Annotated in this window: 26 protein-coding genes and 1 riboswitch; of the genes, 21 read left to right on the top strand and 5 right to left on the bottom strand. The window is 44.6% G+C overall.

What is annotated here, in order from left to right; all coding sequences use genetic code 11:
- Nucleotides 1-46: 46 nt before the first annotated feature.
- The 7 genes from AR335_RS16390 to AR335_RS16415 all read left to right on the top strand — a co-directional run bounded on the left by AR335_RS16390 (nucleotide 47) and on the right by AR335_RS16415 (nucleotide 7,395).
- Nucleotides 47-937, top strand: a complete 891-nt coding sequence (locus AR335_RS16390) for a manganese catalase family protein (protein ID WP_062237897.1) — start codon at nucleotides 47-49, stop codon at nucleotides 935-937.
- 182 nt (nucleotides 938-1,119) lie between these two features.
- Nucleotides 1,120-1,219, top strand: a riboswitch (SAM riboswitch).
- A gap of 268 nt (nucleotides 1,220-1,487) precedes the next feature.
- Nucleotides 1,488-1,742, top strand: a complete 255-nt coding sequence (locus AR335_RS24260) for a hypothetical protein (protein WP_156419043.1) — start codon at nucleotides 1,488-1,490, stop codon at nucleotides 1,740-1,742.
- A 218-nt stretch (nucleotides 1,743-1,960) separates the two neighbouring features.
- Nucleotides 1,961-2,953, top strand: coding sequence for a CobW family GTP-binding protein (locus AR335_RS16395; protein ID WP_062237899.1), 993 nt, complete (start codon nucleotides 1,961-1,963; stop codon nucleotides 2,951-2,953).
- Nucleotides 2,954-3,114: 161 nt separating this feature from the next.
- Nucleotides 3,115-4,101 (top strand): Gfo/Idh/MocA family protein, encoded by a 987-nt coding sequence (locus AR335_RS16400; RefSeq protein WP_062237901.1) that lies wholly within the window; start codon nucleotides 3,115-3,117, stop codon nucleotides 4,099-4,101.
- A gap of 180 nt (nucleotides 4,102-4,281) precedes the next feature.
- Complete coding sequence (gene galU, locus AR335_RS16405; protein WP_062237903.1) at nucleotides 4,282-5,175, top strand: UTP--glucose-1-phosphate uridylyltransferase GalU; 894 nt, start codon at nucleotides 4,282-4,284, stop codon at nucleotides 5,173-5,175.
- A 43-nt stretch (nucleotides 5,176-5,218) separates the two neighbouring features.
- The gene (locus AR335_RS16410; RefSeq protein WP_062237905.1) at nucleotides 5,219-6,916 is read left to right on the top strand and encodes a DUF6044 family protein; all 1,698 of its coding nucleotides are present in this window, start codon (nucleotides 5,219-5,221) and stop codon (nucleotides 6,914-6,916) included.
- Nucleotides 6,917-6,957: 41 nt separating this feature from the next.
- The gene (locus tag AR335_RS16415) at nucleotides 6,958-7,395 is read left to right on the top strand and encodes a GtrA family protein (protein ID WP_053357047.1); all 438 of its coding nucleotides are present in this window, start codon (nucleotides 6,958-6,960) and stop codon (nucleotides 7,393-7,395) included.
- Between the two features lie 15 nt (nucleotides 7,396-7,410).
- Here AR335_RS16415 and AR335_RS16420 read toward each other — a convergent pair whose 3' ends face one another.
- Nucleotides 7,411-7,752: a YmaF family protein gene (locus AR335_RS16420; RefSeq protein WP_053357048.1), complete on the bottom strand. Its 342-nt coding sequence runs from the start codon at nucleotides 7,750-7,752 to the stop codon at nucleotides 7,411-7,413.
- Between the two features lie 252 nt (nucleotides 7,753-8,004).
- Between AR335_RS16420 and AR335_RS16425 the strand changes: the two genes are divergently transcribed.
- The 4 genes from AR335_RS16425 to AR335_RS16440 all read left to right on the top strand — a co-directional run bounded on the left by AR335_RS16425 (nucleotide 8,005) and on the right by AR335_RS16440 (nucleotide 10,781).
- Nucleotides 8,005-8,904, top strand: a complete 900-nt coding sequence (locus AR335_RS16425; RefSeq protein WP_199805105.1) for a cation diffusion facilitator family transporter — start codon at nucleotides 8,005-8,007, stop codon at nucleotides 8,902-8,904.
- 86 nt (nucleotides 8,905-8,990) lie between these two features.
- Nucleotides 8,991-9,170: a hypothetical protein gene (locus AR335_RS16430; RefSeq protein ID WP_062237909.1), complete on the top strand. Its 180-nt coding sequence runs from the start codon at nucleotides 8,991-8,993 to the stop codon at nucleotides 9,168-9,170.
- A gap of 436 nt (nucleotides 9,171-9,606) precedes the next feature.
- Entirely contained in the window at nucleotides 9,607-10,026 is a 420-nt protein-coding gene (locus AR335_RS16435) for an anti-sigma regulatory factor (protein WP_053357051.1), read from the top strand.
- A 131-nt stretch (nucleotides 10,027-10,157) separates the two neighbouring features.
- On the top strand, nucleotides 10,158-10,781 hold the full coding sequence (locus AR335_RS16440; protein ID WP_062237911.1) for an HAD-IA family hydrolase: 624 nt from the start codon (nucleotides 10,158-10,160) through the stop codon (nucleotides 10,779-10,781).
- 20 nt (nucleotides 10,782-10,801) lie between these two features.
- On the opposite strand, the gene AR335_RS24265 is transcribed toward AR335_RS16440, so the two are convergent.
- Together AR335_RS24265 and AR335_RS16445 are read right to left on the bottom strand one after the other, a co-directional pair.
- Nucleotides 10,802-10,939, bottom strand: a complete 138-nt coding sequence (locus tag AR335_RS24265; RefSeq protein WP_156419044.1) for a hypothetical protein — start codon at nucleotides 10,937-10,939, stop codon at nucleotides 10,802-10,804.
- Between the two features lie 61 nt (nucleotides 10,940-11,000).
- Nucleotides 11,001-11,273: a hypothetical protein gene (locus AR335_RS16445; RefSeq protein ID WP_062237915.1), complete on the bottom strand. Its 273-nt coding sequence runs from the start codon at nucleotides 11,271-11,273 to the stop codon at nucleotides 11,001-11,003.
- Between the two features lie 256 nt (nucleotides 11,274-11,529).
- On the opposite strand from AR335_RS16445, the gene AR335_RS16450 reads away from it, so the two are divergent.
- Nucleotides 11,530-11,760: a DUF2198 family protein gene (locus AR335_RS16450; RefSeq protein ID WP_062237917.1), complete on the top strand. Its 231-nt coding sequence runs from the start codon at nucleotides 11,530-11,532 to the stop codon at nucleotides 11,758-11,760.
- A gap of 11 nt (nucleotides 11,761-11,771) precedes the next feature.
- On the opposite strand, the gene AR335_RS16455 is transcribed toward AR335_RS16450, so the two are convergent.
- Entirely contained in the window at nucleotides 11,772-12,644 is an 873-nt protein-coding gene (locus tag AR335_RS16455) for a sulfite exporter TauE/SafE family protein (protein ID WP_062237919.1), read from the bottom strand.
- A gap of 195 nt (nucleotides 12,645-12,839) precedes the next feature.
- Here AR335_RS16455 and uvrB point away from each other — a divergent pair, with 195 nt between their 5' ends.
- Together uvrB and uvrA are read left to right on the top strand one after the other, a co-directional pair.
- Entirely contained in the window at nucleotides 12,840-14,822 is a 1,983-nt protein-coding gene (gene uvrB, locus AR335_RS16460; protein WP_062237922.1) for an excinuclease ABC subunit UvrB, read from the top strand.
- An 11-nt stretch (nucleotides 14,823-14,833) separates the two neighbouring features.
- Complete coding sequence (uvrA, locus tag AR335_RS16465; protein WP_062237924.1) at nucleotides 14,834-17,710, top strand: excinuclease ABC subunit UvrA; 2,877 nt, start codon at nucleotides 14,834-14,836, stop codon at nucleotides 17,708-17,710.
- 106 nt (nucleotides 17,711-17,816) lie between these two features.
- Here uvrA and AR335_RS16470 read toward each other — a convergent pair whose 3' ends face one another.
- Nucleotides 17,817-18,020 carry a hypothetical protein gene (locus tag AR335_RS16470; protein WP_062237926.1) on the bottom strand — a complete coding sequence of 68 codons (204 nt, stop codon included), beginning with the start codon at nucleotides 18,018-18,020 and terminating at the stop codon, nucleotides 17,817-17,819.
- Between the two features lie 201 nt (nucleotides 18,021-18,221).
- Between AR335_RS16470 and AR335_RS16475 the strand changes: the two genes are divergently transcribed.
- From AR335_RS16475 to lgt, 7 genes are all read left to right on the top strand, one after another.
- Nucleotides 18,222-18,524, top strand: a complete 303-nt coding sequence (locus tag AR335_RS16475) for a hypothetical protein (protein WP_053357059.1) — start codon at nucleotides 18,222-18,224, stop codon at nucleotides 18,522-18,524.
- A gap of 94 nt (nucleotides 18,525-18,618) precedes the next feature.
- Nucleotides 18,619-19,677: a DUF4097 family beta strand repeat-containing protein gene (locus AR335_RS16480; RefSeq protein ID WP_062237928.1), complete on the top strand. Its 1,059-nt coding sequence runs from the start codon at nucleotides 18,619-18,621 to the stop codon at nucleotides 19,675-19,677.
- 11 nt (nucleotides 19,678-19,688) lie between these two features.
- Nucleotides 19,689-19,883 carry a PspC domain-containing protein gene (locus tag AR335_RS16485; protein WP_175501768.1) on the top strand — a complete coding sequence of 65 codons (195 nt, stop codon included), beginning with the start codon at nucleotides 19,689-19,691 and terminating at the stop codon, nucleotides 19,881-19,883.
- Entirely contained in the window at nucleotides 19,884-20,255 is a 372-nt protein-coding gene (locus tag AR335_RS16490) for a phage holin family protein (protein ID WP_053357062.1), read from the top strand.
- Nucleotides 20,256-20,352: 97 nt separating this feature from the next.
- Nucleotides 20,353-20,847, top strand: a complete 495-nt coding sequence (locus tag AR335_RS16495; RefSeq protein WP_062237930.1) for a GNAT family N-acetyltransferase — start codon at nucleotides 20,353-20,355, stop codon at nucleotides 20,845-20,847.
- A 119-nt stretch (nucleotides 20,848-20,966) separates the two neighbouring features.
- Nucleotides 20,967-21,902 carry an HPr(Ser) kinase/phosphatase gene (gene hprK / locus AR335_RS16500; RefSeq protein ID WP_062237934.1) on the top strand — a complete coding sequence of 312 codons (936 nt, stop codon included), beginning with the start codon at nucleotides 20,967-20,969 and terminating at the stop codon, nucleotides 21,900-21,902.
- A 287-nt stretch (nucleotides 21,903-22,189) separates the two neighbouring features.
- Complete coding sequence (lgt, locus tag AR335_RS16505) at nucleotides 22,190-23,005, top strand: prolipoprotein diacylglyceryl transferase (RefSeq protein WP_062237936.1); 816 nt, start codon at nucleotides 22,190-22,192, stop codon at nucleotides 23,003-23,005.
- The last annotated feature ends 50 nt before the right edge of the window (nucleotides 23,006-23,055 follow it).

The following is a 23,055-nucleotide window of genomic DNA, read 5'->3' on the forward strand; positions in this document are numbered from 1 at the left end:
CGCATAAGCATTGAGGTAGAACGGATCACAGCGGGGGTGAAGCACGATGATGAAGCGTGTGAACAAAATAGCGATAGAGCTTCCTAGGCCGGAACACGGTGACATGAACGGAGCCGCGGCGGTTCAGGAACTATTGGGCGGCAAGTTTGGTGAAATGTCCACGTTAAATAACTATATGTATCAATCGTTTAATTTTCGGGGGAAAAAGAAGTTTAAACCCTTTTATGACCTCGTTGCGAGTATTACGGCAGAAGAGTTCGGCCACGTCGAGCTCGTTGCCAACACGATTAATCTGATGTCGTTCGGAAATACGTTTCCAGGCGACCCTGACAGTACGCCTCTTCAGAATGGGAAAGATGCGCGTTATTCCCTCCACTTTACGACAACGGCACAGGCTGCTTACCCGGGGGACGGAATGGGCCGGCCGTGGAATGGAGACTTTGTCACCAACTCCGGAAGTCTTGTGGGTGATTTGCTTCATAACTATTTGCTCGAGATCGGGGCAAGAACCCATAAAATGCGCTGTTATGAGATGACCGATCACCCAACCGCAAGAACGATGATCGGTTATTTGCTCGTCCGCGGCGGCACTCATATCATCGCTTATGCCAAAGCACTGGAAGTGGCAACAGGGGTTGAGGTTGGTAAGATGCTGCCCGTGCCGAGCCTGGATAACAACAAGTTTGATTATGCTAAGCCATTTATAGATAAAGGGCTTTCCAATGTTTTATATACATGGGGGGAGCCGGAGTACCGGGATATCAGTAAAATCTGGAAAGGAAAAAATCCTGAGACGGGACAGCAGTTAACGGTCATTGACGGCATGCCGGAAGGAGCAAAGGTTCCTGATTTTGAGGAACTGCCTGAAGAGTTTGCTCCGGGCATTGATCAGGATGATTATCAGCGGATTTTGAAGCGGCTGATGTCGAATATATAAGGGGATGCCGGGTCGCTGATGAGTTTTTTGCGGTTCGGCTTCTGTCTTTGTGGGTATTGAGCCAAAATAATACATAATTGAGCCTAACTCCAAATAATGGATTCTAACTTATTATTCATACTATTTCACCCGGAAAACCTTGACATTCATCTTTAAATTAAGGTACTATACTAAAAAATAAAAGCATATCCAGAGCGGCTGAGGGACTGACCCTATGAAGCCCGGCAACCCCCGAATGGGCGGTGCCAATTTCAGACAAGAATCTATTTTGGAAGATAAGCGGACATGTAATCGTCAAAATGAATGTGCCGCCTTCTCCAGATTTGGAGAAGCCTTTTTAATCACATACAGTAAGAGCTGACTAGACATCTAGAGGCTCGTTTAAGCAGGAATCGACCTGTTTAAGCGGGTCTTTTTAATTGGCTGTTTTCGTAACCTTTGTTGCTCCTGGGAGTGGTTGATTTCCGTTTCAGGATGCTCGCTTTAACCGGACCTACTTTCGCGGGGCGTGCGCTGAACCTACCGGCGCGAGCGCCTACTTTCTCGGCGCTTGCGCCTGCGGGTTTCACCTGTCACGCTCGTCCCGCAGGACAAGGAAGGCTTCGGCAGCGTTATATCGCACGAAGAAAATGTGAAATTCATTTTCGAGGAGTCTCGCACCTTGCACTCCAATCAACTTAGCAATGAAGGTTTCTTTACAAAAATGCTCCCAACTAAAGCAACAATCATTAAGAAAAGTGTCATTTTAATTTTAAAAAAAACCGGGGAGGAAAGCGCATGTTCACTTTCTATTGGAGTCTATTGACTTTATTTTGGGTTATCGGACTCTTCATCTGGCATAAAATTTATCCGGACAAGAGGAATGAAGGGTGACCTTTTGTCTGAAAAGACCTTATCTCACAAAAGCGGGATAGGGTCTTTTGATTTTTATGTAAATTGTTTGATTTTCTGCAGTCCGTAGTTTAACCATGGTATGATAAAACATAATGATTACGTTTTATTTTGTTTAAGGAGGATCCTGTTATGTCTCGACCAAAGATACCAACCTATATATTAAGCGGCTTTTTAGGGAGCGGGAAAACGACCGTGCTGCTGAAGATGCTGTCTGATTTTAAAAGCAGGGGGCTCAAGCCGGGCATCGTTCTGAATGAACTCGGACAAGTGAATGTAGAAGGGCATATGTTCAAAGGTGAAAAAATGCTGGAGATGCTGGATGGCTGTATTTGCTGTACGATCCAGGACGACCTTCGCGAGGAACTGCAGTTCTTTTTACAGGATGAGAACGCTGTGGATATTTTGCTGATTGAAGGTACAGGAGTTGCAAATCCGAAGGAAATTCTTGAAGCACTGACGGATCCGCGGCTTCGTGACGGTTTTGAAACGCAATCGATCATCAGTCTGGCCGATGCAAGTAAGTTTCTTGAGTATCAAAGCATATTCTCCAGTTCAAGAGAGATACGCGAGATGCTCAATGAACAAATAACGAGCGCTACACTTATTCTTTTAAACAAGATGGATCTTGTTAACGAGAAAACGAAAGATAAAATCTATAAAAAGCTTAGAAAGCAATTAAAAGCGGAAGTAGAGATCATCGAGACAGTATATGGCGATGTAGAACTGGACGAGTTGCTGAAGAAACGGATGAGCACTGTCGCGGTATCGTTAAGCAAGGAAACAGGAAATGCTGGCCATTCTCATCATGAACATGAAGATCACCACCACCACGAGCATCCATTTAAGGCATTTAAAATAGAAGATTTCCCGGCGGTTGAACGGATCCGGTTTGAAAAATGGCTGAAAAAGCTGCCAGAAAGTGTGCTGCGAGGAAAAGGAATGGTATCACTGGCGTCCCCCTCAGGACTCTATCAATTCCAATTTGCATCGAAAGAAGTAGAAATGGAGCGGATGGAAGATCAAAATTGCAGGACATGCCTCATTTTAATTGGCTATAACATGCCGATTGAGGAAATTCGAGTTTCTTTTCAGCAGGAAGTGCTGCAAACCGTCAGCATCTAGGTACGTTTGGCAAGCTGGATTCAGTGGCGGGCGGAGGTTTACCCGCGGAAATATTTGCCCGCCAACACCACGATTCACACAATCTCCTATTCAGCAAAATCGTATAAAACATGCTACATTAATTCATGATGATAAGAGTGTAAGTTGAAGGAGGATATATCGTGATACGTTTTGGAGTAATCGGAACAAACTGGATTACCGATGCTTTCTTGAAAGCAGCAGGTGACTTGGAAGACCTTAAGCTGGCTGCCGTCTATTCAAGGACGGTGGAGAAAGGGAGAGAGTTCGCGGATAAGTACGGGGTACATACGGTTTTTACCGATGTGGAAGAGATGGCAAAATCCGATGTGATCGATGCGGTTTATGTTGCCAGCCCGAACTCTTTTCACTCGAAGCATGCCATCACGCTGATGAACCATGGCAAGCATGTGCTCTGCGAAAAGCCGCTTGCTTCCAACGCAGAGGAAGTCAAAGAAATGATCGAAGCGGCAAAAGCAAACAAGATTGTTCTGATGGAGGCGCTAAAATCAACCATGCTTCCGGGATTCAAAGCAATTCAAGAAAGTTTGCCCAAAATCGAGACCATAAGAAGATATGTGGGAAACTACTGCCAGTATTCTTCTCGCTATGATGCCTATAAAGAAGGAAACATTTTGAATGCGTTTAAGCCTCAGTTTTCAAATGGAGCACTCATGGACTTGGGAACGTACTGCATCTATCCGCTCGTAGTTCTGTTCGGCAAGCCGATCAGCGTAAAGGCGAGCGGGGTCATGCTGGAATCCGGTGTGGATGGGGAAGGCAGCGTCCTTTTGACGTATGAGTCGATGGAGGCTGTCATTACGTATTCAAAGATTACGGATTCGTTCCTTCCTTCTGAAATTCAGGGGGAGAAAGGGAGCATCATCATTGACCGGATTCATACACCGGAAAAGGTTGAGATTCGCCATCGAGGCGGATCGGTGGAAGATGTCTCTCAAACAGCCCAACATGAACCGATGTATTATGAAGCAAAAGAATTCATCTCTCTGATTCAGCAGGGAAAACTGGAATCAGACATCAACTCTCACGAAAATTCTCTTACAGTCATGGAGATTATGGATGAAGTCCGCAGCCAGATTGGTGTTGTCTATCCAAGCGACCGAAAATAAACGATTTGAACTGCTCAGAGTTTTTTCTGGGCAGTTCTTGTTTAGATAGGCTGTGAGAATGAAATAGTACGTACCATATGAAAATGGGGGTTTGGATGAGAGTGCATTGGTCACACTAAAGGTGACGATCCTTTCATTTACATAGATAGGGAAACTATTAGGCAATGAGGAGTGGAAGACATGACGAAAAAAGTGAAGAAAGCCATTATTCCGGCAGCTGGTCTTGGGACGAGATTTCTGCCGGCCACGAAAGCAATGCCGAAAGAAATGCTGCCTATCGTAGACAAACCAACCATTCAATATATTGTGGAAGAAGCAATTAATTCCGGGATAGAAGATATTCTGATCGTAACAGGTAAAGGAAAACGTGCGATCGAGGATCATTTTGATTATTCATTTGATCTGGAGCAGAGTCTGTTCAGCAAAGGAAAGGTGAAGCTGCTTCAGGAAGTTCAGCGCTCGTCAGAAATGGCAGATATTCATTACATCCGCCAGAAGCAGCCGAAGGGACTTGGGCATGCTGTATGGAGTGCAAGGAAATTTATTGGAGATGAGCCGTTCGCTGTCCTGCTTGGTGATGATATTGTCCAATCGGAAACACCGTGCATTCGCCAGCTGATCCAGCAGTATGAGAAAACAGGATCATCTGTTATCGGGGTAAAGCCTGTTCCAGAAGAAGAAACAGACCGGTACGGGATCATTGAAACGAGAAAACAAGCGGGACGCCTGTATGAGGTCTCCAATTTTGTAGAAAAACCTTCAAAAGGCGAAGCTCCTTCCAACCTGGCGATCATGGGGCGCTACGTTCTTACTCCCGAGATCTTTTCCATTCTCGATAACCAGGAAATCGGGGCCGGAGGGGAGATTCAGCTTACCGATGCCATTCATAGGCTGAACCAGGAGCAGAACGTTTATGCTTATGAGTTTGAGGGTGATCGGTATGATGTAGGGGACAAGCTTGGTTTTATAACAACCACGATTGAATTTGCATTGAAGAACAAAGAGCTTAACGAGCCTCTTATGCATTATTTAAAAGAAAAGCTGATGAACGTGCAGGCTGATCCAAAAATGTAAGCCATTGCCGATTTAAGGGCGTATCCTAAACAGAAGGGGTTCCATGATTGTGAAATACTGGTCAGCCTTGAGTCCGGAAAATAAACATCTGACATTGGCATGGGTGCTGCTGGTTTTGTTCATGGCCCCTCCGTTTATTCTCGGTGAGCATTCTCATATCCGAGTACATGACAATATGGATTCCAACATTGCGTGGTACAAGGTGTTAAAAGAAAGCGGGCAGCTGTTCGGTCCGATGGACACCGTCATTCCGCAAATTATCAACGGCCTTCCCAGGAATGCTTTCGGAACCGAGTTCAGTCTGATCCAATGGCTTCATCACTGGTTTCCGCCTATGACAGCTTATGCCATAAGCCAGGGGATTACCCGGATTTTTGCGTTCATCGGGATGTATTTGCTGCTGTCGAAGCATTTTATGAAAGATGAAAAGGCTTATCCCATAACCGTGTGGGTTTCACTTGCCTTTGCACTTACTCCCTTTTGGCCGTCGGGAATGCTCAGTACGCTAGGGCATCCCCTTGCTTTATGGGCATTTTTAAATATTAGAAAGCACAAAGAAACCTGGAGGGAATGGCTTACGCTTGTACTCCTGCCCCTATACTCCAGTTTTGTGCTTGGATTTTTCTTTTTTCTCACTGCAGTGGGTGTGATCTGGCTTTATGATGCAGTTACAAAAAAGCGGTGGAACATGCGCTTTTTATTCAGCATTGTATTGATGACGGTCCTTTATTTGCTGATTGAATATAGACTCGTATACTCTCTGGTAGTGCCGGAAGCACCGACAAGCCGGAATGAATTCATGAGCTCGAAGCTCTCGTTCTGGCATACGATACGGCTTGTTTTCAAAAACTATTTTCTGGGCCACACGCATGTCCTCACTTTACATACAGCGGTCATTTTACCCATTATGTTTGCTGCGCTTTGGAAGATTTGGAAAGAAAGCAGTGGGGAGATTAAAAAATCGTTCCTTCTCTTATTCTTGCTTAACTTCTTGCTGTCTGTCTGGTATGCCTTTTGGTTTTACAGGGGCTGGACGCCTGTAAAAGAGAAGGTTTCTTTTCTTGCGACGTTCAATTTTGCACGTTTTCATTTTTTGCGCCCGCTCGTTATTTATGTTTTGTTTGCTTTAGGAAGCTGGATTCTATGGAAAATAGAAGGCTGGCGGACATGGATAAAGGCCGGTTTGGCTCTTCAGATTTTTATTTTATGCTGTGCTCATGAGGAGATTTATTACCGTGTTGTCCATGCGCCATCCTTCAAGGAGTTTTATGCCGTCAAACAATTCGAGGAGATGGAACACTATATCGGAATGCCGCAGTCTTCCTATCGAGTGGCGAGCATCGGGATCCATCCTGCCATCGCCCAGTATAACGGCTTTTACACCCTTGATACATACAACAATTATTATCCGCTGTCTTATAAGCATAAGTTTCGCAGAATTATTGCCAAAGAACTTGATAAAGACCGGATGCTAAAAAATTACTTTGATCAATGGGGAAACCGGTGCTATCTTTTTGCAGATGAGCTGGGAAAGAAGTACCACTACACGAAACATTCAAAGAAACGCATTCAGCATCTCCAGCTGAACACGAAAGTCTTTACTCAAATGGGAGGCCGGTATATCTTTTCCGCGCTTCCGATTGATAATGCAGAAGAAAATCACCTGCATTTTGTAAAAGCATTTTCTCAAAAGGAATCGGCTTGGAGGATTTATTTGTATCGTGCTGAAGAAATGGACTAAAAATGGCAAAAGGAGTAGCCGGAATAGATGGCTGATGAGAAATGAAACATTCATTTGTACGATTTTTGATAGTTGGTGTAATCAATACATTGGTCGGATTATCGGTGATCTATCTGCTGCTTCATGCGGCAGATGTATCGTATTGGCTGGCAACATTTTTAGGAAACGCAGTTGGCGCATGTGTGAGCTATGTGCTAAACCGGATGTTCACGTTTAAAAGCTCCTCACCAGTAGCGGGAAGTATGGTACGGTTTGCTATCGTCATTCTTCTCTGCTATTTTATCGCCTATTATGCCGGAATTCGGATCGCAGACTGGGCCTTCTCAGCAATAATTCCTCTGCCAAAACACTTTGCCAAAGATGCCGCTGTTTTGATAGGAACAGGACTGTATACGGTTCTGAATTATGCCGGACAAAAACGCTTCGTGTTTACGGAGAGCAGCAGCTCTGGTAAAGCGGGCACTATGACGCGAGAGTAATTAAATAACAGTTCTTTACTTCGTTCCGGGTGCGGGATGATCTACCCCTTTTACATGATGCTGATGGCCATCGTCTACACTTGTGTAAAAGTCGTAATAGTGAACATGCATGCCGTTGCCTACTGGAATAGGCGGACCAGAATAGGCTCGGTAATGGTGGGTATGGCCATTTTCAAACATCACGTACCCTTCCGTAAAATGGATGTGGCCTCCGTCCTGTGTAGGAATGGGTGGAGAAGTGACATCAAGGCATTGATGGACGTGGTCTCCAGCCATGGAAGTATAATCAACGGAACCATGATTGTGGTTGGGAACAAACCCTTGGACAAAGTCATCCTTTCCCACTTTGTTGTTCATAAGAATCTCCTCCTGTAACATTTGGCCTAATCAATAGTTATGTTCTGTTTTGTTTTATTTTCCAAAATTTTATGTTTCATTGATTTTCTCTTGTGAAAAGAGTATGATTAATGAACTGGACTTTTGCCGTAATTATAAGGATGATGGATATGAAAAACCCAAAATTCAAAATCACATACCTGCCCTAAGCCGCCTTCGGCTTAGGGATTTTTTTTCCTTCGGGAAACATTATTTTAGGAGGGGAACATGGAGATTGTACATGAAAGAGAAAGAATAGGTAAAAAAGTGGCCTGGTTGGCTCTGATCAGCAACTGTATATTAACCATTGGAAAGGTTGCGGTCGGGCTGAATGCAGGAAGTGAATCGGTCTTTGCGGACGGTATCCACTCCGCTGCAGACATTGTAGCTTCTATTGCTGTACTGGCCGTGGTAGGAATCTCCAACAAGCCGCCTGATGAGGACCATCCATTCGGACATGGTAAAGCTGAAGTGCTTAGTGAAGGCTTTGTAGGTATTATTTTATTTCTTGTTTCTATATATATTGTTGTTGAAGGTATCCTGGGCTTAATCGGAACACCGAAAGCACCTGAGTACATTGCTTTGTTCGCCGCTCTATTTTCTTATATTGCAAAGCACCTGCTTTACCATAACTCCATGAAGCTGGGTGAAAAATATAACAGCAAAGCCATAATAGCGATCGCATTTGACCACAAAGCTGACATTGTAGCCTCCCTCGCTGCTTTTTTTGGCGTCATACTATCCATTATCGGGGATAAATTCAACTTGCCTTATCTCTTATACGGCGATGCTGCGGCCAGTCTGATCGTCGCTTTCCTTATCCTGAAAATCTCACTGAAACTGCTCGGTTCATCCGTTGATGTATTGATGGATAAGAATATTGAAAAACCGCTGCTGACACAGTACCGAAAAGTTGTCATGGAATTTAAAGAAGTGAAGCGGATTGACCGCATGAGAGCGAGGACACATGGCCACTACATCATTCTGGACTTAAGAATTTCGCTCAATTATGATCTGAGCATTAAAGAAGGCCATGATATTGCAAGAAATTTAAGAGACGAGATACAAAAAAGATTTCCGGATATATCTGAGGTATTTATTCATATTAATCCGTACTTTCCTGACAAAAATTGACACCCGGACTGGGTGTTTTTTGTTTATCACAAGAAAAATCGGGAATAGGTTGCATAAACAAATCCTTTAAAAGGAGGAGAAATTAAATGAAATCTATTCATGTTCTGCTTGAGTATACGGAAGAAGCTCCTGAAACGTTTGATAAAGATCTTCGCGGGAAATTAAATGATAATTTAAGTGATTTGGGGCTGAAAGTCGTTTCGATTGGAGATTTTGGTAAAGAAGGTGAAGATAACTCAGCCAGTTCACAGTCAAACAAAGCCTAGCCTGATGCTTCGGGAAAACGGACGACCATTATCCCGGATCACAACAATTCCGCAGGCGGGCAGTCAACCCCAGATGAGCAGCTGCCCGGATATAAAAATTATGAAAAAATAACCATTGAGCTTTAGACCTTGTCCCAGGACAGGGTCTTTTTCGTTTTTTTCAGGAATTAGGAACGTAAATAAGATAGAAATTTGTTGAATGGAAATAAAAACGTGATGTCGAAATTAGTATTTCGGGCGTTTATGTAAGTCTGCTCTAGTAAGATGTCCTCAAAAGGAAATGATTTTGTTGAAATAAAAAGGAAAAATACTTAAATTGTTGAAATGTATGAAGGGTAAGTAATCCAGTAGCCGTTCACTGAAATTCCATAAAACAAAATCCGTATGCCCGTAGAAAGTAAGCACTACCAATAAAACAGGAATAGAGGTGCTTACCATGAATTATCATCAGGTTACGGTTGAAATAAAAAATGAATTGGATATCTCTATTGCCCGTCAAGAAGGGAAAGAGCTTGCTAGAATCATCGGTTTTAATTCCGTTAATCAAGTCCGGATCAAAACCGTGATATCCGAGCTTGCCAGAAACATTTACCTTTATGCAGGAGAGGGTAAAATCATTGTCGAAGCGATTGAGGAAGAAAACCGGGCAGGGATCAGGGTATCGGCCATTGATCAAGGTCCAGGTATTCAAGACATTAAAATGGCGCTTCAAGCAGGATATACGAGTTCAGGAGGATTGGGAGCCGGTTTGCCGGGGGTCCAAAAATTAATGGATATCATCAATGTTCAATCGACTCTTAATTTGGGTACTGAAATCACGGCCATTAAATGGTGCAGTGAAAAAATGATGAAATAGCCGCCGAATTCCCGTGAAGAAAAAGGGAGCCGGCGGTTAAATTTTGCCTTTTTTTTGTGGGAAAAATTACAAACAGGATGTCTCTCCTCTATAATACACAATAAGCCGTACGATAAGGAGAACCCTTATTTATGATAAAGTCTGTTATTTTTGATTTTGATGGCACGCTCGCTGACTCAAGGCTCGTGTTCTTATCGGTGTTTAATCAGCTGGCAGCAAAGCATGGTTTTCGGAAAGTAGATGTTGAAGAGATGGAGTTTTTGAGGAAGCTTTCGATGATGGAAAGGATCAAACATCTGAATTTCCCAATGCACAAAATACCAGCATCGAGCGCTGAATTTTACGAGCTTTATAATCAAGCATTAGGGGATGTGACACTGGTCCCAGGCATGGCTGAACTTTTATCAGAAGTAAACAGGAGGGGATACAAGTCGGCCATAATATCTTCCAATTCGAAAAAGAATGTTGAAGCCTTTCTATCCCGAAACCGCCTCCACCATATGGAAGAGATCATTTGCTCCACCCGGCTTTTTGGTAAGGATCGCCATATTAAAAGCTATCTTAAAAAGAACGGAATGGCCAAGGAAGAAGTGATCTATGTCGGCGATGAAGCCAGAGATATTGCTGCCTGCAGAAAAAGCGGCATTAAAATCATCTGGGTAGGCTGGGGCTATGACGCAAGGGAAGCTGCAGAAAAGGAAAAACCGGATTTTATGGTTTTCCATCCCAAGGATATTTTAACGGTATTGAACTGATCAAATGATAAAACCCTGCGTCAAGGACGCAGGGTTTTGTATGGCAGTTTCCGCTTCTTTTGCTGCATAAGCAAAAACGGCAGCCTTCTCTTATTGCCTTTATAATGGATGATTTCAAGCAGTTGGTTCAGTGCTTTAACCTGATCGGATTCATTCATTTCTTATGTGCCCCCTCTTCATATCAATCTATGAAGGAGTTGAGGCATTATGCTTTTTTTTCTACGCCAGATATTCCTGCTGGATCACAGTGTTCAGTAAAATGTACTGTCCCTGATTAAGGATAGCCGAGTATAACTTGGCCTCGCTTTCAGATACACCAATCTTGACCAGTTTTTGGTGGGTGTTTTTTTCAGAGGGCGGGAGCTTGCTTGTTTCGTAAGGTCCTACAATCATCATATGCTTCGTGTCCATTCCGTCTTTTTTTAATAGTTTAAGCTTGTTTAATACTTTTTTCTCTGATGGGTAAATGCCAATAACCCTGCGAGTATTCATAGGCAGACCTCCTCAGTTTTAGAATGATAATTTAAGGGGATATTCTGTTAATTCCCGCAGTGGTTATACTTTAAAACCTATTTCAAAAAAATTTAAAGGGTTTAGGTTTGATTTTGTTCTGCGAAGGGTAAAAGCATTTTGAAGCAACTCACCCCCCCTTTTTAAGCCAGAGCCATAACGGTTTTGGTTTTTTTATGCTTTAAATGATGTGGTATAGTGAATGAGGAAGTATTTGAACAGATAGGGGTATGCACGTATGGTTGAGGTGTTACTGGCAGCGCTTTTGCCGATTGTTTTACAGCTTCTTTTTAACCGGGTGCTCTTTTCAAAGTATCTGCCTGTCATGATTACATTGCTAATTTTGCTGTTTGCGTTCGATGGCCTGAATCAGCCGCTGTATCTGCAGGCAACAGCACTATGTTCTGTATTGGCCGGATATTGGCTCGGTTTAAACATCCATAAAAAACAAGCGCGTAAAATGAAATAAAAGCGTTCGCCTCAAGAAGGGGCGGACGCTTTTTTTCGCCAGTAGCGAGCTGAATCCTTTAAAAAAACAAGGAGCAGTATGATAATATAGACCGAAACAACGCCGAGGCCGATATGGCCGAAGTGTAAAAGCTGCAGAAAGACGGATACGATTGTTGCGGCATAGATTCCGCCGAGATACGTTTCCATTTGATGATTTTGATAGAGCGAGGTTAGTCTGGCCCCCAGCTGAGCGCCGATCAATGCGCCGATGATTAAAAGGATGCCGATGTGATAGTTCAGCGTGATCGATTGTGCATAGGTCAGGAACCCTGCTGAAACAATGGCAAAAACACTGACAAGGCTTGTCCCAACTGCTTTTCTTGGTTCAAGTTTTAATACGGAAATCATCAGTGGAACCATGACAAAGCCGCCGCCGACTCCAAGGGTGGTCGAAAGAAATCCGCCAGTAAACCCAATCATCAGCGCTTTCGTCATTGAAAAGGCATTTTCCGCCGGCATCTCAGCAGTAATTGTATATTTCTTTTTCCTGAGCAGCTGAACAGCAAAGTATCCCATCAGTATGATATATAAGGCCGGTATTACAATTTTATCCCAATGCTTTTCGCTAAGCCACATGACAACAGGGTGTGCAGCCTGTGTGGCAAGTACTCCTGACAAGCCAAGGGTGATGGCTGTTTTCCAATAGATATTCTTCATGCGAAGATGAGCAAATACTCCTGAAACACTCGTCCCGATCGAATACATGAGACTGGTCGCGATCGCGGTAACCGGCTCATAGCCAAACAATATTAAAACAGGGGTTAAAACAAAGCCTCCCCCAAGTCCGAAAAACCCAGAAATAATCCCAACAGCAAGACCCAGGAAAATATAGAGCAAATCCATGATGCATTCTCCTTTTGACGTTCTGTGCAACATTCAAAAGTGTACACCAAAAGAAGAAGTAAAGAAAAGACATTTTATAGACTTAAATGTTTTTTCCAGCATTTAACGCACGAATATTTGTTCGTAAAAATTAGAGTTTCACAGGTCAGCTGTGTTATAATCTTATTAGCAAAATTTAGGAACGGAGGTTGTGAAATGAGTGAGCCTTTTCAGCTCGTTTCTTCTTACGAACCGCAGGGAGACCAGCCTAAAGCGATCCGCAAGCTGGTTCAGGGAATCAAAGAGAAGAAGCAAAAAATGACACTGCTTGGCGCCACAGGTACAGGTAAGACATTTACGGTTTCAAATGTCATAAAAGAGGTGAATAAACCAACGCTGGTTATCGCCCATAACAAAACATTGGCTGGACAGCTGTACAGTGAGTTCAAAGAATTCTTTCCGAATAACGCGGTTGAATACTTTGTGAGCTACTACGATTACTATCAGCCGGAAGCATATATCCCGCAGTCCGATACGTTCATTGAAAAAGATGCGAGCATCAACGACGAAATTGATAAACTCAGACACAGTGCCACCTCTTCGTTATTTGAACGGAAGGACGTTATCATCGTTTCCAGTGTTTCCTGCATATATGGCCTGGGTTCACCGGAAGAGTACAAAAGCCTGGTTATTTCCTTGCGTACAGGCATGGAAAGAGACAGGGACCAGCTTCTGCGTGATTTGGTAGATATCCAGTACAACCGAAATGATATCAATTTCACACGCGGTACTTTCCGCGTGCGTGGAGATGTTGTGGAGATCTTCCCGGCTTCACGTGATGAACGCTGTCTCAGAGTAGAGTTCTTTGGTGATGAGATCGACCGGATTACCGAGGTGGACGCCCTCACTGGAGAAATTGTCGGCGAACGGAACCATGTTGCCATTTTCCCGGCATCCCACTTCGTAACACGTGAAGAAAAAATGAAATTAGCCATTCAGCGGATCGAAGCCGAGCTGGAAGAGAGGCTGAAGGAGCTGAATGACGCAGGGAAGCTGCTTGAAGCCCAGCGCCTTGAACAGCGTACGCGCTACGATATTGAAATGATGAGCGAGATGGGCTTCTGCTCAGGAATTGAAAACTATTCCCTGCACCTTACGCTTCGCCCGATTGGATCTACACCGTATACTCTCCTTGATTATTTTCCTGATGATTCAATGATCGTCATTGATGAGTCCCATGTTACATTGCCGCAGATTCGTGGAATGTATAACGGAGACCAGGCAAGAAAGAATGTACTGGTGGAGCACGGCTTCCGTCTGCCGTCAGCCAAGGACAACCGTCCGCTCACGTTTGATGAATTTGAAGGAAAAGATAAGTTTCAGCATATATACGTTTCCGCGACCCCAGGACCTTATGAAGCGGAGCATGCCCCTGAACCGATCCAGCAGATCATCCGCCCGACAGGATTGCTAGATCCGACCATCGAAGTGAGGAAAAGCAAAGGGCAGATTGATGACCTTCTCGGGGAAATCAATGATCGTGTGGCGAAGAAAGAACGGGTGCTCGTAACAACGCTCACGAAAAAAATGTCCGAGGATCTGACAGATTATCTGCAGGAAATGGGTATAAAGGTAAGATACCTCCATTCCGAGATCAAAACGCTGGAGCGGATTCAGATCATCAGAGATCTCAGGCTCGGTGTGTTTGACGTGCTGGTCGGGATCAATCTCCTGCGGGAAGGTTTGGACATTCCTGAGGTATCTTTGGTTACGATCCTGGATGCCGATAAGGAAGGGTTCCTTCGTTCAGAAAGGTCTCTCATCCAGACGATGGGCCGTGCAGCGCGTAACAGCAATGGCCACGTCATCATGTATGCCGACCGTATTACGAAATCCATGGAGATTGCCATCGGAGAAACACAGAGGCGCCGGAATGTTCAGATGCAGTATAACGAGGAGCACGGGATCACGCCGCAAACGATTAAAAAAGCAGTGCACGATGTCATAAGTGCCACTCAAGCGGCTGAAGAAGCCGAGGAGTATACATCTAAAGCACCAAAACAAAAAATGAGCAAGAAAGACCGCGATGCATTTGTTGAACGCCTCGAAGTTGAAATGAAAGATGCAGCAAGAAATCTGCAGTTTGAGCGCGCCGCAGAGCTTCGTGATATGATTCTTGAGCTTAAGGCTGAAGGGTAAGGTGATTGTAGTTGTCTACAAACCAAAACATTATTGTAAAGGGTGCACGCGCCCATAATTTAAAGAATATAGATATTACCATTCCAAGGGATAAACTGGTCGTATTGACCGGTCTATCAGGATCAGGCAAGTCCTCACTTGCTTTTGATACCATTTATGCAGAAGGGCAAAGGCGCTATGTTGAGTCTTTGTCTGCTTATGCGCGCCAATTTCTTGGCCAAATGGATAAGCCGGATGTCGACTCGATTGAAGGCCTTTCTCCTGCGATCTCGATCGACCAGAAAACGACGAGCCGCAACCCGCGTTCGACTGTAGGGACCGTTACAGAGATTTATGACTACCTTCGGCTTCTCTTTGCCCGAATCGGTCGTCCGGTCTGCCCGAATCACGGAATAGAGATTACATCCCAGACGATCGAACAGATGGTCGACCGCATACTCGAGTATCCGGAACGTACCAAGCTGCAGATTCTTGCACCTGTGGTTTCCGGACGCAAAGGTGAACACGTTAAAGTGCTTGAAGACATTAAAAAGCAAGGCTATGTTCGTGTCAGAGTGGATGGTGAACTGCGCGACATCGGTGATGAAATCAAGCTCGAAAAGAATAAAAAGCATTCGATTGATGTGGTCATCGACCGTATTGTCGTAAAAGAAGGAATCGCCACCCGTCTCGCTGATTCCCTCGAAACGGCGCTGAACCTCTCCAGTGGGACTGTTACGGTCGATGTCATGGGAGAAGAAGAACTGTTATTCTCCCAAAATCATGCCTGCCCGTATTGCGGATTTTCAATTGGTGAGCTCGAACCGCGACTGTTTTCTTTTAACAGCCCATTCGGGGCATGTCCTTCATGTGACGGCCTTGGAATGAAGCTTGAAGTGGATCCGGAGCTCGTCATCCCTGATTGGAGCCTGTCCTTAAATGAGAACGCGATTGCCCCATGGACACCTGTGAGCTCCCAATACTACCCGCAGCTCCTGAAAAGTGTTTGCACTCATTTTGGAATCGACATGGACACTCCTGTTAAAGACCTGCCTAAAGAGCAGTTGGATAAAGTACTTTATGGCAGTGACACGGAGAGAATCCGTTTCCGTTATAAAAATGATTTTGGACAAATTAAAACGAATGATATTTATTTTGAAGGCGTTCTGGCTAATGTTGAACGCCGCTATAAAGAAACAGGTTCTGATTACATCCGGGAACAGATGGAAGGGTATATGGGCCAGAAAGCCTGCCCTGCCTGCAAAGGTTACCGTCTAAAAAAAGAATCGCAGGCTGTTCTCATTAACGGCCAGCATATCGGTGAAGCCACGGCTCTATCCGTGACAGAAGCGAAAGAATTCTTTGAAAATCTTGATCTGACGGAAAAAGAGCAGGCGATCGCACGCTTGATTTTACGTGAGATCGTTGACCGGATCGGGTTCCTGGTTAACGTCGGCCTGGATTATTTGTCACTAAACCGTGCAGCTGGAACGTTATCTGGAGGAGAAGCCCAGCGTATCCGTCTGGCAACACAGGTCGGTTCAAGGCTGATGGGTGTTCTGTATATCTTGGACGAGCCTTCTATCGGACTTCATCAGCGGGACAACGACCGGCTGATCCGCACGCTTGAAGAGATGCGCAGCCTTGGTAATACACTGATCGTCGTTGAACACGATGAGGACACGATGCTGGCCGCTGATTATATTATTGATATCGGCCCTGGTGCTGGAGCTCATGGAGGCGTCATTACTGCCCAAGGCTCTCCGAATGAAATCATGGATGATCCGAACTCTCTTACCGGGCAGTATCTTTCCGGTAAAAAGTTTATCCCGCTTCCAAAGGCGAGAAGAAAGCCGGACGGCCGAAACATTGAAGTCATCGGAGCTTCCGAAAACAACCTGAAAAATGTAAAGGTAAAGATTCCTCTTGGACTTTTTACAGGGGTAACAGGTGTTTCCGGTTCCGGAAAAAGTACGCTCGTTAATGAAATCCTGCATAAAGCATTGGCTCAAAAGCTTCATAAAGCCAAGGATAAACCAGGAGCTCATAAAGAAATTAAAGGCTTGGAACATGTGGACAAAGTCATTGACATCGATCAGTCGCCTATCGGAAGGACACCGCGTTCCAATCCGGCTACCTATACAGGTGTTTTTGATGATATCCGGGATGTCTTTGCTTCCACCAACGAAGCGAAGGTCAGAGGCTACAAAAAAGGCCGATTCAGCTTTAATGTAAAAGGCGGCCGCTGTGAAGCATGCCGTGGAGACGGGATCATCAAGATCGAGATGCATTTCCTTCCTGATGTGTACGTGCCTTGCGAAGTATGCCACGGAAAACGGTACAACCGTGAAACGCTTGAAGTGAAGTATAAAGGGAAGAACATTGCGGATATTCTAGATATGACGGTTGAGGAAAGTGTAGATTTCTTTGTCAACATTCCAAAGATCAATCGAAAGCTGGCTACTATTCTAGATGTTGGTCTAGGCTATATCAAGCTTGGCCAGTCGGCAACTACCCTTTCCGGAGGAGAAGCACAGCGGGTGAAACTGGCATCCCAGCTTCATAAGCGCTCTACCGGAAAAACGATCTACATTCTGGATGAGCCGACAACCGGCCTTCATGTGGATGATATCTCCCGTTTGTTAAAGGTGCTGCAGCGCTTAGTCGATAATGGAGATTCAGTTGTAGTCATTGAACACAATCTTGATGTCATCAAGCAGTGTGACTATTTGATCGACCTTGGCCCTGAAGGCGGAGACAAAGGCGGAACACTCGTCGGTGCAGGTACGCCGGAGAAACTGGCTGGCATACCTGAATCACATACCGGCCGCTATCTTGCTCCGATCATCAAACGCGATAAGAAGCGCATGGACGCCATTCTGAAACAAAAAGAATCGGTGGCTAAATAAATCTTTTCACAGCAAGTGCCAGGCACCGCGATTACACAAGTGTGTAATGGTGGTGCCTGGCACTTTAAATTTAAGAGCCTGCGATAAAATAAATCGCAGAGCTCTTCTATTTTTTTAGGAAAAGTAATAGCTTGTATATAAGAAAGTTTATTAACAGGACGATCAGGCTACCTATAATAGCCGCGATGAGCCTTTCTCCTGCAGAATAATCGGCGCTGGAATCGCCCAGGGCTCCAAATATGATTCCGGCCAGCATAAGTATCGTTAAAAAAGTAAAGAAAGATTTTATCGCTTTTTGGGTTGAAAACATGTTATCCTCCAATATGATTTCCCTTACAAGTATGGGTAGGGAAGGTCTGGTTGCCAAAAAAGAAGTATCCTCATCTAAGATAGCCTATAATAAGGGAAAAAAACAAATCGACATGTGAATTTTTAAAGGATGTATATTTCTTAAGTAGAATTACAAGAAGTAGTCCTTTTCATTGTTCTATAGTTCAGGAGGAAACACAGCATGAATCCAAAAGTAAAGCGTATTTTATCGGCCATTTGTTATTTCAGTCTGTTTTTTGCACCTTTTCTTTTCCCGGCAGTGGTTTATTTCGCTGTGCAGGACCAGGGTGTTACCTACCATGCCAAACGCTCATTTTTATCACATCTTTTTCCACTCATCGCTATACCGCTCGGGATTATCATTTCAGCTGAAACGGAATTCAACATGACGGCGATTATTATCAGTGTTATTCTATTCGGCCTTACTTCGTTTGCCGTGATGGTGTGGAATATTATTCAGGGAATTAAAGTTTTTACCCGATAGATGCAGTTCAGCATCCATTGACCGGAACAGAAGACAGCAGCCTAGAATCAGCCGGCGCCGGTTTTTAAAACATTGAAGGGGGCGTCAATTTCACATGGAAGAGCGAAAAATGATTTTAAACATGCTTAATGAAGGCAAGATTTCAGCAGAGGAAGCTGAAAAGCTATTGCTTGCTGTTAACCATAAAAAAGCGTTTGCGCTGCCATCCGGGACTTTGACTAAAAAACCAAAGGATACAAAAAAGGATCCTTCTAAGGGCTTTAAAATGGGCAAATTCTTCAACAGGGTCGTTAAGCGGATCAAGACGGTTGATTTTGATCTGAATTTTGGCCCGCATGAGGACGTTCACTACATTTTTGAAGACCGGCATGTCATGTTTGAAGCCATAGATATCGAGATTTATAATGGATCTATTACGATTGTTCCATGGGACAGAAATGATGTCCAGATTGAATGTGAGGCGGAAGTTTACAAGATTCCTGAAGGGACAGCAGCAAAAACAAAGTTCCGCAACGAAACGTTTTATGATTGTGATGCGACTCGCCTTCGCTTTTATGCAAGAAATAAACATCAGAAAGTGAATGCGGTCATCTCTGTACCGAGGAAAAACTATCAGGAGGTAAAGCTCGTCACGTTCAACGGCGGAATTAAGATCGGTGATTGTGAAGGCCGGCAGATGGCCTTAAAGACCACGATCGGCTCACTTTTCGTCAATAATTGCAGTGGAGAGAAGCTGAAGGCCGAAGCGTCAAACGGCAGCATCACCTTAAAGGAAAGCCAATGGAAAGAGCTGATCGCCGAGACGATGAACGGTCCCGTACGGCTGAACGGGCAGGTGGATGACATTCGAATCGAAACGATCAACGGCTCCATTTATTATCGTTTAGACACTCCGGCGACAGGGTATGCATCATTAAAAACTGTCACGGGTAAAATAGAAGCAGAATTACCTGAATCACTGGAAGTCGAGGCTAGTTTAAAAACCTATGTTGGCGGTCTTGTCAGTGACTTTGACGGAATGGAAGTCTTGGAGCAAAAAAAGGAAGTAACCAAGAAGTTTCTTCGTTTTATTGCTAATAAAGGAAACGAACCGGCTTACCGTATGGAAGCGGAAGCCAAGACAGGATCCATTGCCATCCTGAAGGTTAAATAAGGAGTGACATCATGAAAAGACTTGTTCGTTCTAGTGACCGGAAATTAGCCGGTGTCTGCGGGGGCATTGCTGACTATTTCGCCATTGATCCTGTAATTGTTCGTCTGATCGTCATTGTTGCCCTTATCGCGACAGCTGTAGCACCTGTTGTTATCGGCTATTTGATTGCCATATTTATCATTCCTGAAGAAAGTGAAGTGCACTAAATGTTTAACTGGTTAATCTCTTTACTTGTGAACACTGTAGTTCTTATGGTGGTTGCAGGCTATTATCCGCCTTTTCACCTGGAAGGGGTCGGTGCTGCTTTTTTAGCCAGCATCATCCTTTCCATTTTCAACTTATTTATCAAGCCCATACTGATCCTGCTGACGCTCCCCGTCACCGTATTGTCTTTCGGTCTGTTTCTTATCGTGATCAACGCCATTCTGCTTATGCTGACAGCGAAAGTCATGGGAGATCAGTTTAATATCGACGGATTTGGCGCCGCCTTTTTGGCAGCGATCATTATCTCAGTATTAAACCTGTTGATTCAAAATTTTATAATTGAACCTATGCAAAAAAAGAAGCGTTCCAGATAGGGGCGCTTTTTTGGTAGTTAAATCGAGGAGGTGTGGTGCCAGGCACCGAGGCACCAAGGCACCAAGTTTGCTTACAGCAAACAGAAGGAGGCGAAAAATGGAATCTGAAAGGCTGCAGTTCAGGGAGTATTCGATGGAGGATTTGGAGTTTTATGCTTCTCTATGGGGACAATCTGATGTTGTTCAATACATAGGGAAAGGGTTAACAAAAACAAAAAAGGAAGCCACGAAAAGTTTAGAGAATTGGATCCTTCCAGGCTACAAAAATGGTTTGGGCCTTTATATCATACTGCATAAAGAGACAGGGGAGCCTATCGGGCACGCTGGCCTGGTCCGGCAGATTGTGGAGGGGAGAAGAGAGACGGAGATCGGCTATTGGCTGGCAAAACCTTTTTGGGGGAAAGGGTTTGCATCAGAAGCAGCTGCCTTTTTCATGTCCTACGGAAAGATTCAGCTGAAGTATGGAAGGATGATCTCTCTTATTCATCCCAAGAATACTGCGTCCATTGCTGTGGCAAAAAAAATCGGCATGGCCTATGAAAAAACGGTGTTCTTTAACGGAAGCCGTACTCGTATATATGCTTCAGGATGATAGCAGACACTAGGGCTACAGGATGGCAAGGATATGAATATTTTTGAAAAATGAATTTTGTTACCTTATTGCCCTTAGTGTACAATAATAGTTGAATGGAAGAACAATAGGAGGAAACCATGGCGAAAGTACATACAAAAGAGTTGATCGATAAATTTCAGCTTGAACTGGTCAGCGGGGAAGAAGGTGTGCACCGCACGATTACGACCAGTGATATTTCCCGTCCGGGACTTGAGATGGCTGGGTATTTTACTTATTATCCTGCTGAACGGCTTCAGCTTCTTGGAAAAACAGAACTTTCTTTTATCAGCGAACTGCCTTCTCAAATTCGCATAGAGCGGATGGAACAGCTGTGTACGGATGAAACACCGGGCATTATTATCTCGAGGGAAATGGAAGTGCCTAAAGAGCTGCTGATTGCCTCTCATGGGACAGGCGTGCCGATCATGCGGACGAAAATGACCACTACCCGCCTGTCGAGCAGACTGACCAATTATTTGGAAAGCCGCCTAGCACCAATGACTGCTGTTCATGGTGTATTGGTTGATATATATGGAATCGGAGTGCTCATTAAAGGAGACAGCGGGGTAGGAAAAAGTGAAACTGCGCTGGAGCTAGTGAAACGGGGACATCGTCTGGTTGCGGATGATTCTGTAGAAATCCGCCAGGAAGATGAAGAGACTCTCGTCGGAAGTGCGCCTGAGCTGATCCAGCATCTGCTGGAGATCCGAGGTCTCGGTATCATCAACGTCATGACGCTGTTTGGTGCGGGAGCGATTCGAAACTATAAAAAGATTTCTCTCATTATCAACCTGGAAACCTGGGATTCCAAAAAGGTATACGACCGTCTTGGGCTTGAAGAAGAGACCATGCCAATTCTGGACGCTGAGGTGCCGATTTTAACGGTGCCCGTCCGTCCGGGACGTAACCTTGCTGTCATTATAGAAGTGGCTGCGATGAACTTCCGCCTGAAACGAATGGGTATGAATGCTGCCAAGCAGTTTAACGACAGACTTACTGATGCTATTGCGTCTGGCGATGAAGAAGATTTATAAATCATGGCTCTTTTCTAAATGATTTTTGCTTTGGGACGATTTAGTAAAGAATCTTCTTTGATAAGTTGATTGGAGTGCAAGGGACGAGACTACGGCTAGGAGAAGCGGGACAGGTGAGACCCACAGGCGCATGCGCTGAGGAGGTAGGCGCTTGCGCCGGTAAGGCTCACCGCCCGCCCCACGGAAAGCGAGCATCCTGAAACGGAAATCAACTACTCCCAAGGGCAACAAATTTTACGAAAACAGCCTAAATCATATAAAAAGATAGATAGAAGGAAGTGTGAATCGTGGACGCTAGTATTCATCCGATTGACCGGGTTGCATTTGAACTAGGCCCCATTACCGTCTATTGGTATGGGGTTATTATCGGGCTTGGAGCTTTGCTCGGGCTTTGGATTGCCGTCAGGGAGTCTGAACGCCGCGGGCTTGGGAAAGATATGTTCGTGGACGTTGTTATGTGGGCAGTGCCGATCGCCATTATCTGTGCACGGATATATTATGTTGCGTTTGAATGGGATTTCTACAGTAAGCATCCCGAAAAAATTATTGCCATCTGGGAAGGCGGCATCGCCATCCATGGGGCGCTCATCGGTTCTTTTTTAACCGCTTTTATTTTTTCAAAAATCCGTGGCATCTCGTTCTGGAAACTGGCGGACATCGCGGCTCCCAGTATCATACTCGGCCAGGGAATCGGACGCTGGGGCAATTTTATGAATCAGGAAGCACACGGAGGCCCCGTCAGCCGCAGCTTTTTGGAAAACACCCTGCACCTACCCGACTTTATCGTGAATCAAATGTACATTAATGGAACGTACTATCACCCTACTTTCTTATATGAATCACTTTGGGACTTGGCGGGATTTGTGATCCTGATGTTGTTAAGAAAAGCTAATCTCAAACGGGGTGAGCTGTTTTTCGGCTATGTCATCTGGTATTCGATCGGAAGATTTTTTGTTGAAGGACTGCGGACGGACAGCTTGATGCTCACCTCAACATTAAGGATCGCTCAAGTGATCTCTCTCGTACTGATCGCCGTGTCAATCATTTTAATCATCTACCGCCGCAAAGCGGGACTGTCTGAGAAGCGCTACCTGGAAGGGTAAGCCCTCTCGGCTGCCCTTTAAGTAAAAGCCAGACAGAACAACACGAAAGG

Source organism: Fictibacillus sp. FJAT-27399, from assembly GCF_001510655.1.
Classification (GTDB): domain Bacteria; phylum Bacillota; class Bacilli; order Bacillales; family Fictibacillaceae; genus Fictibacillus_C; species Fictibacillus_C marinisediminis.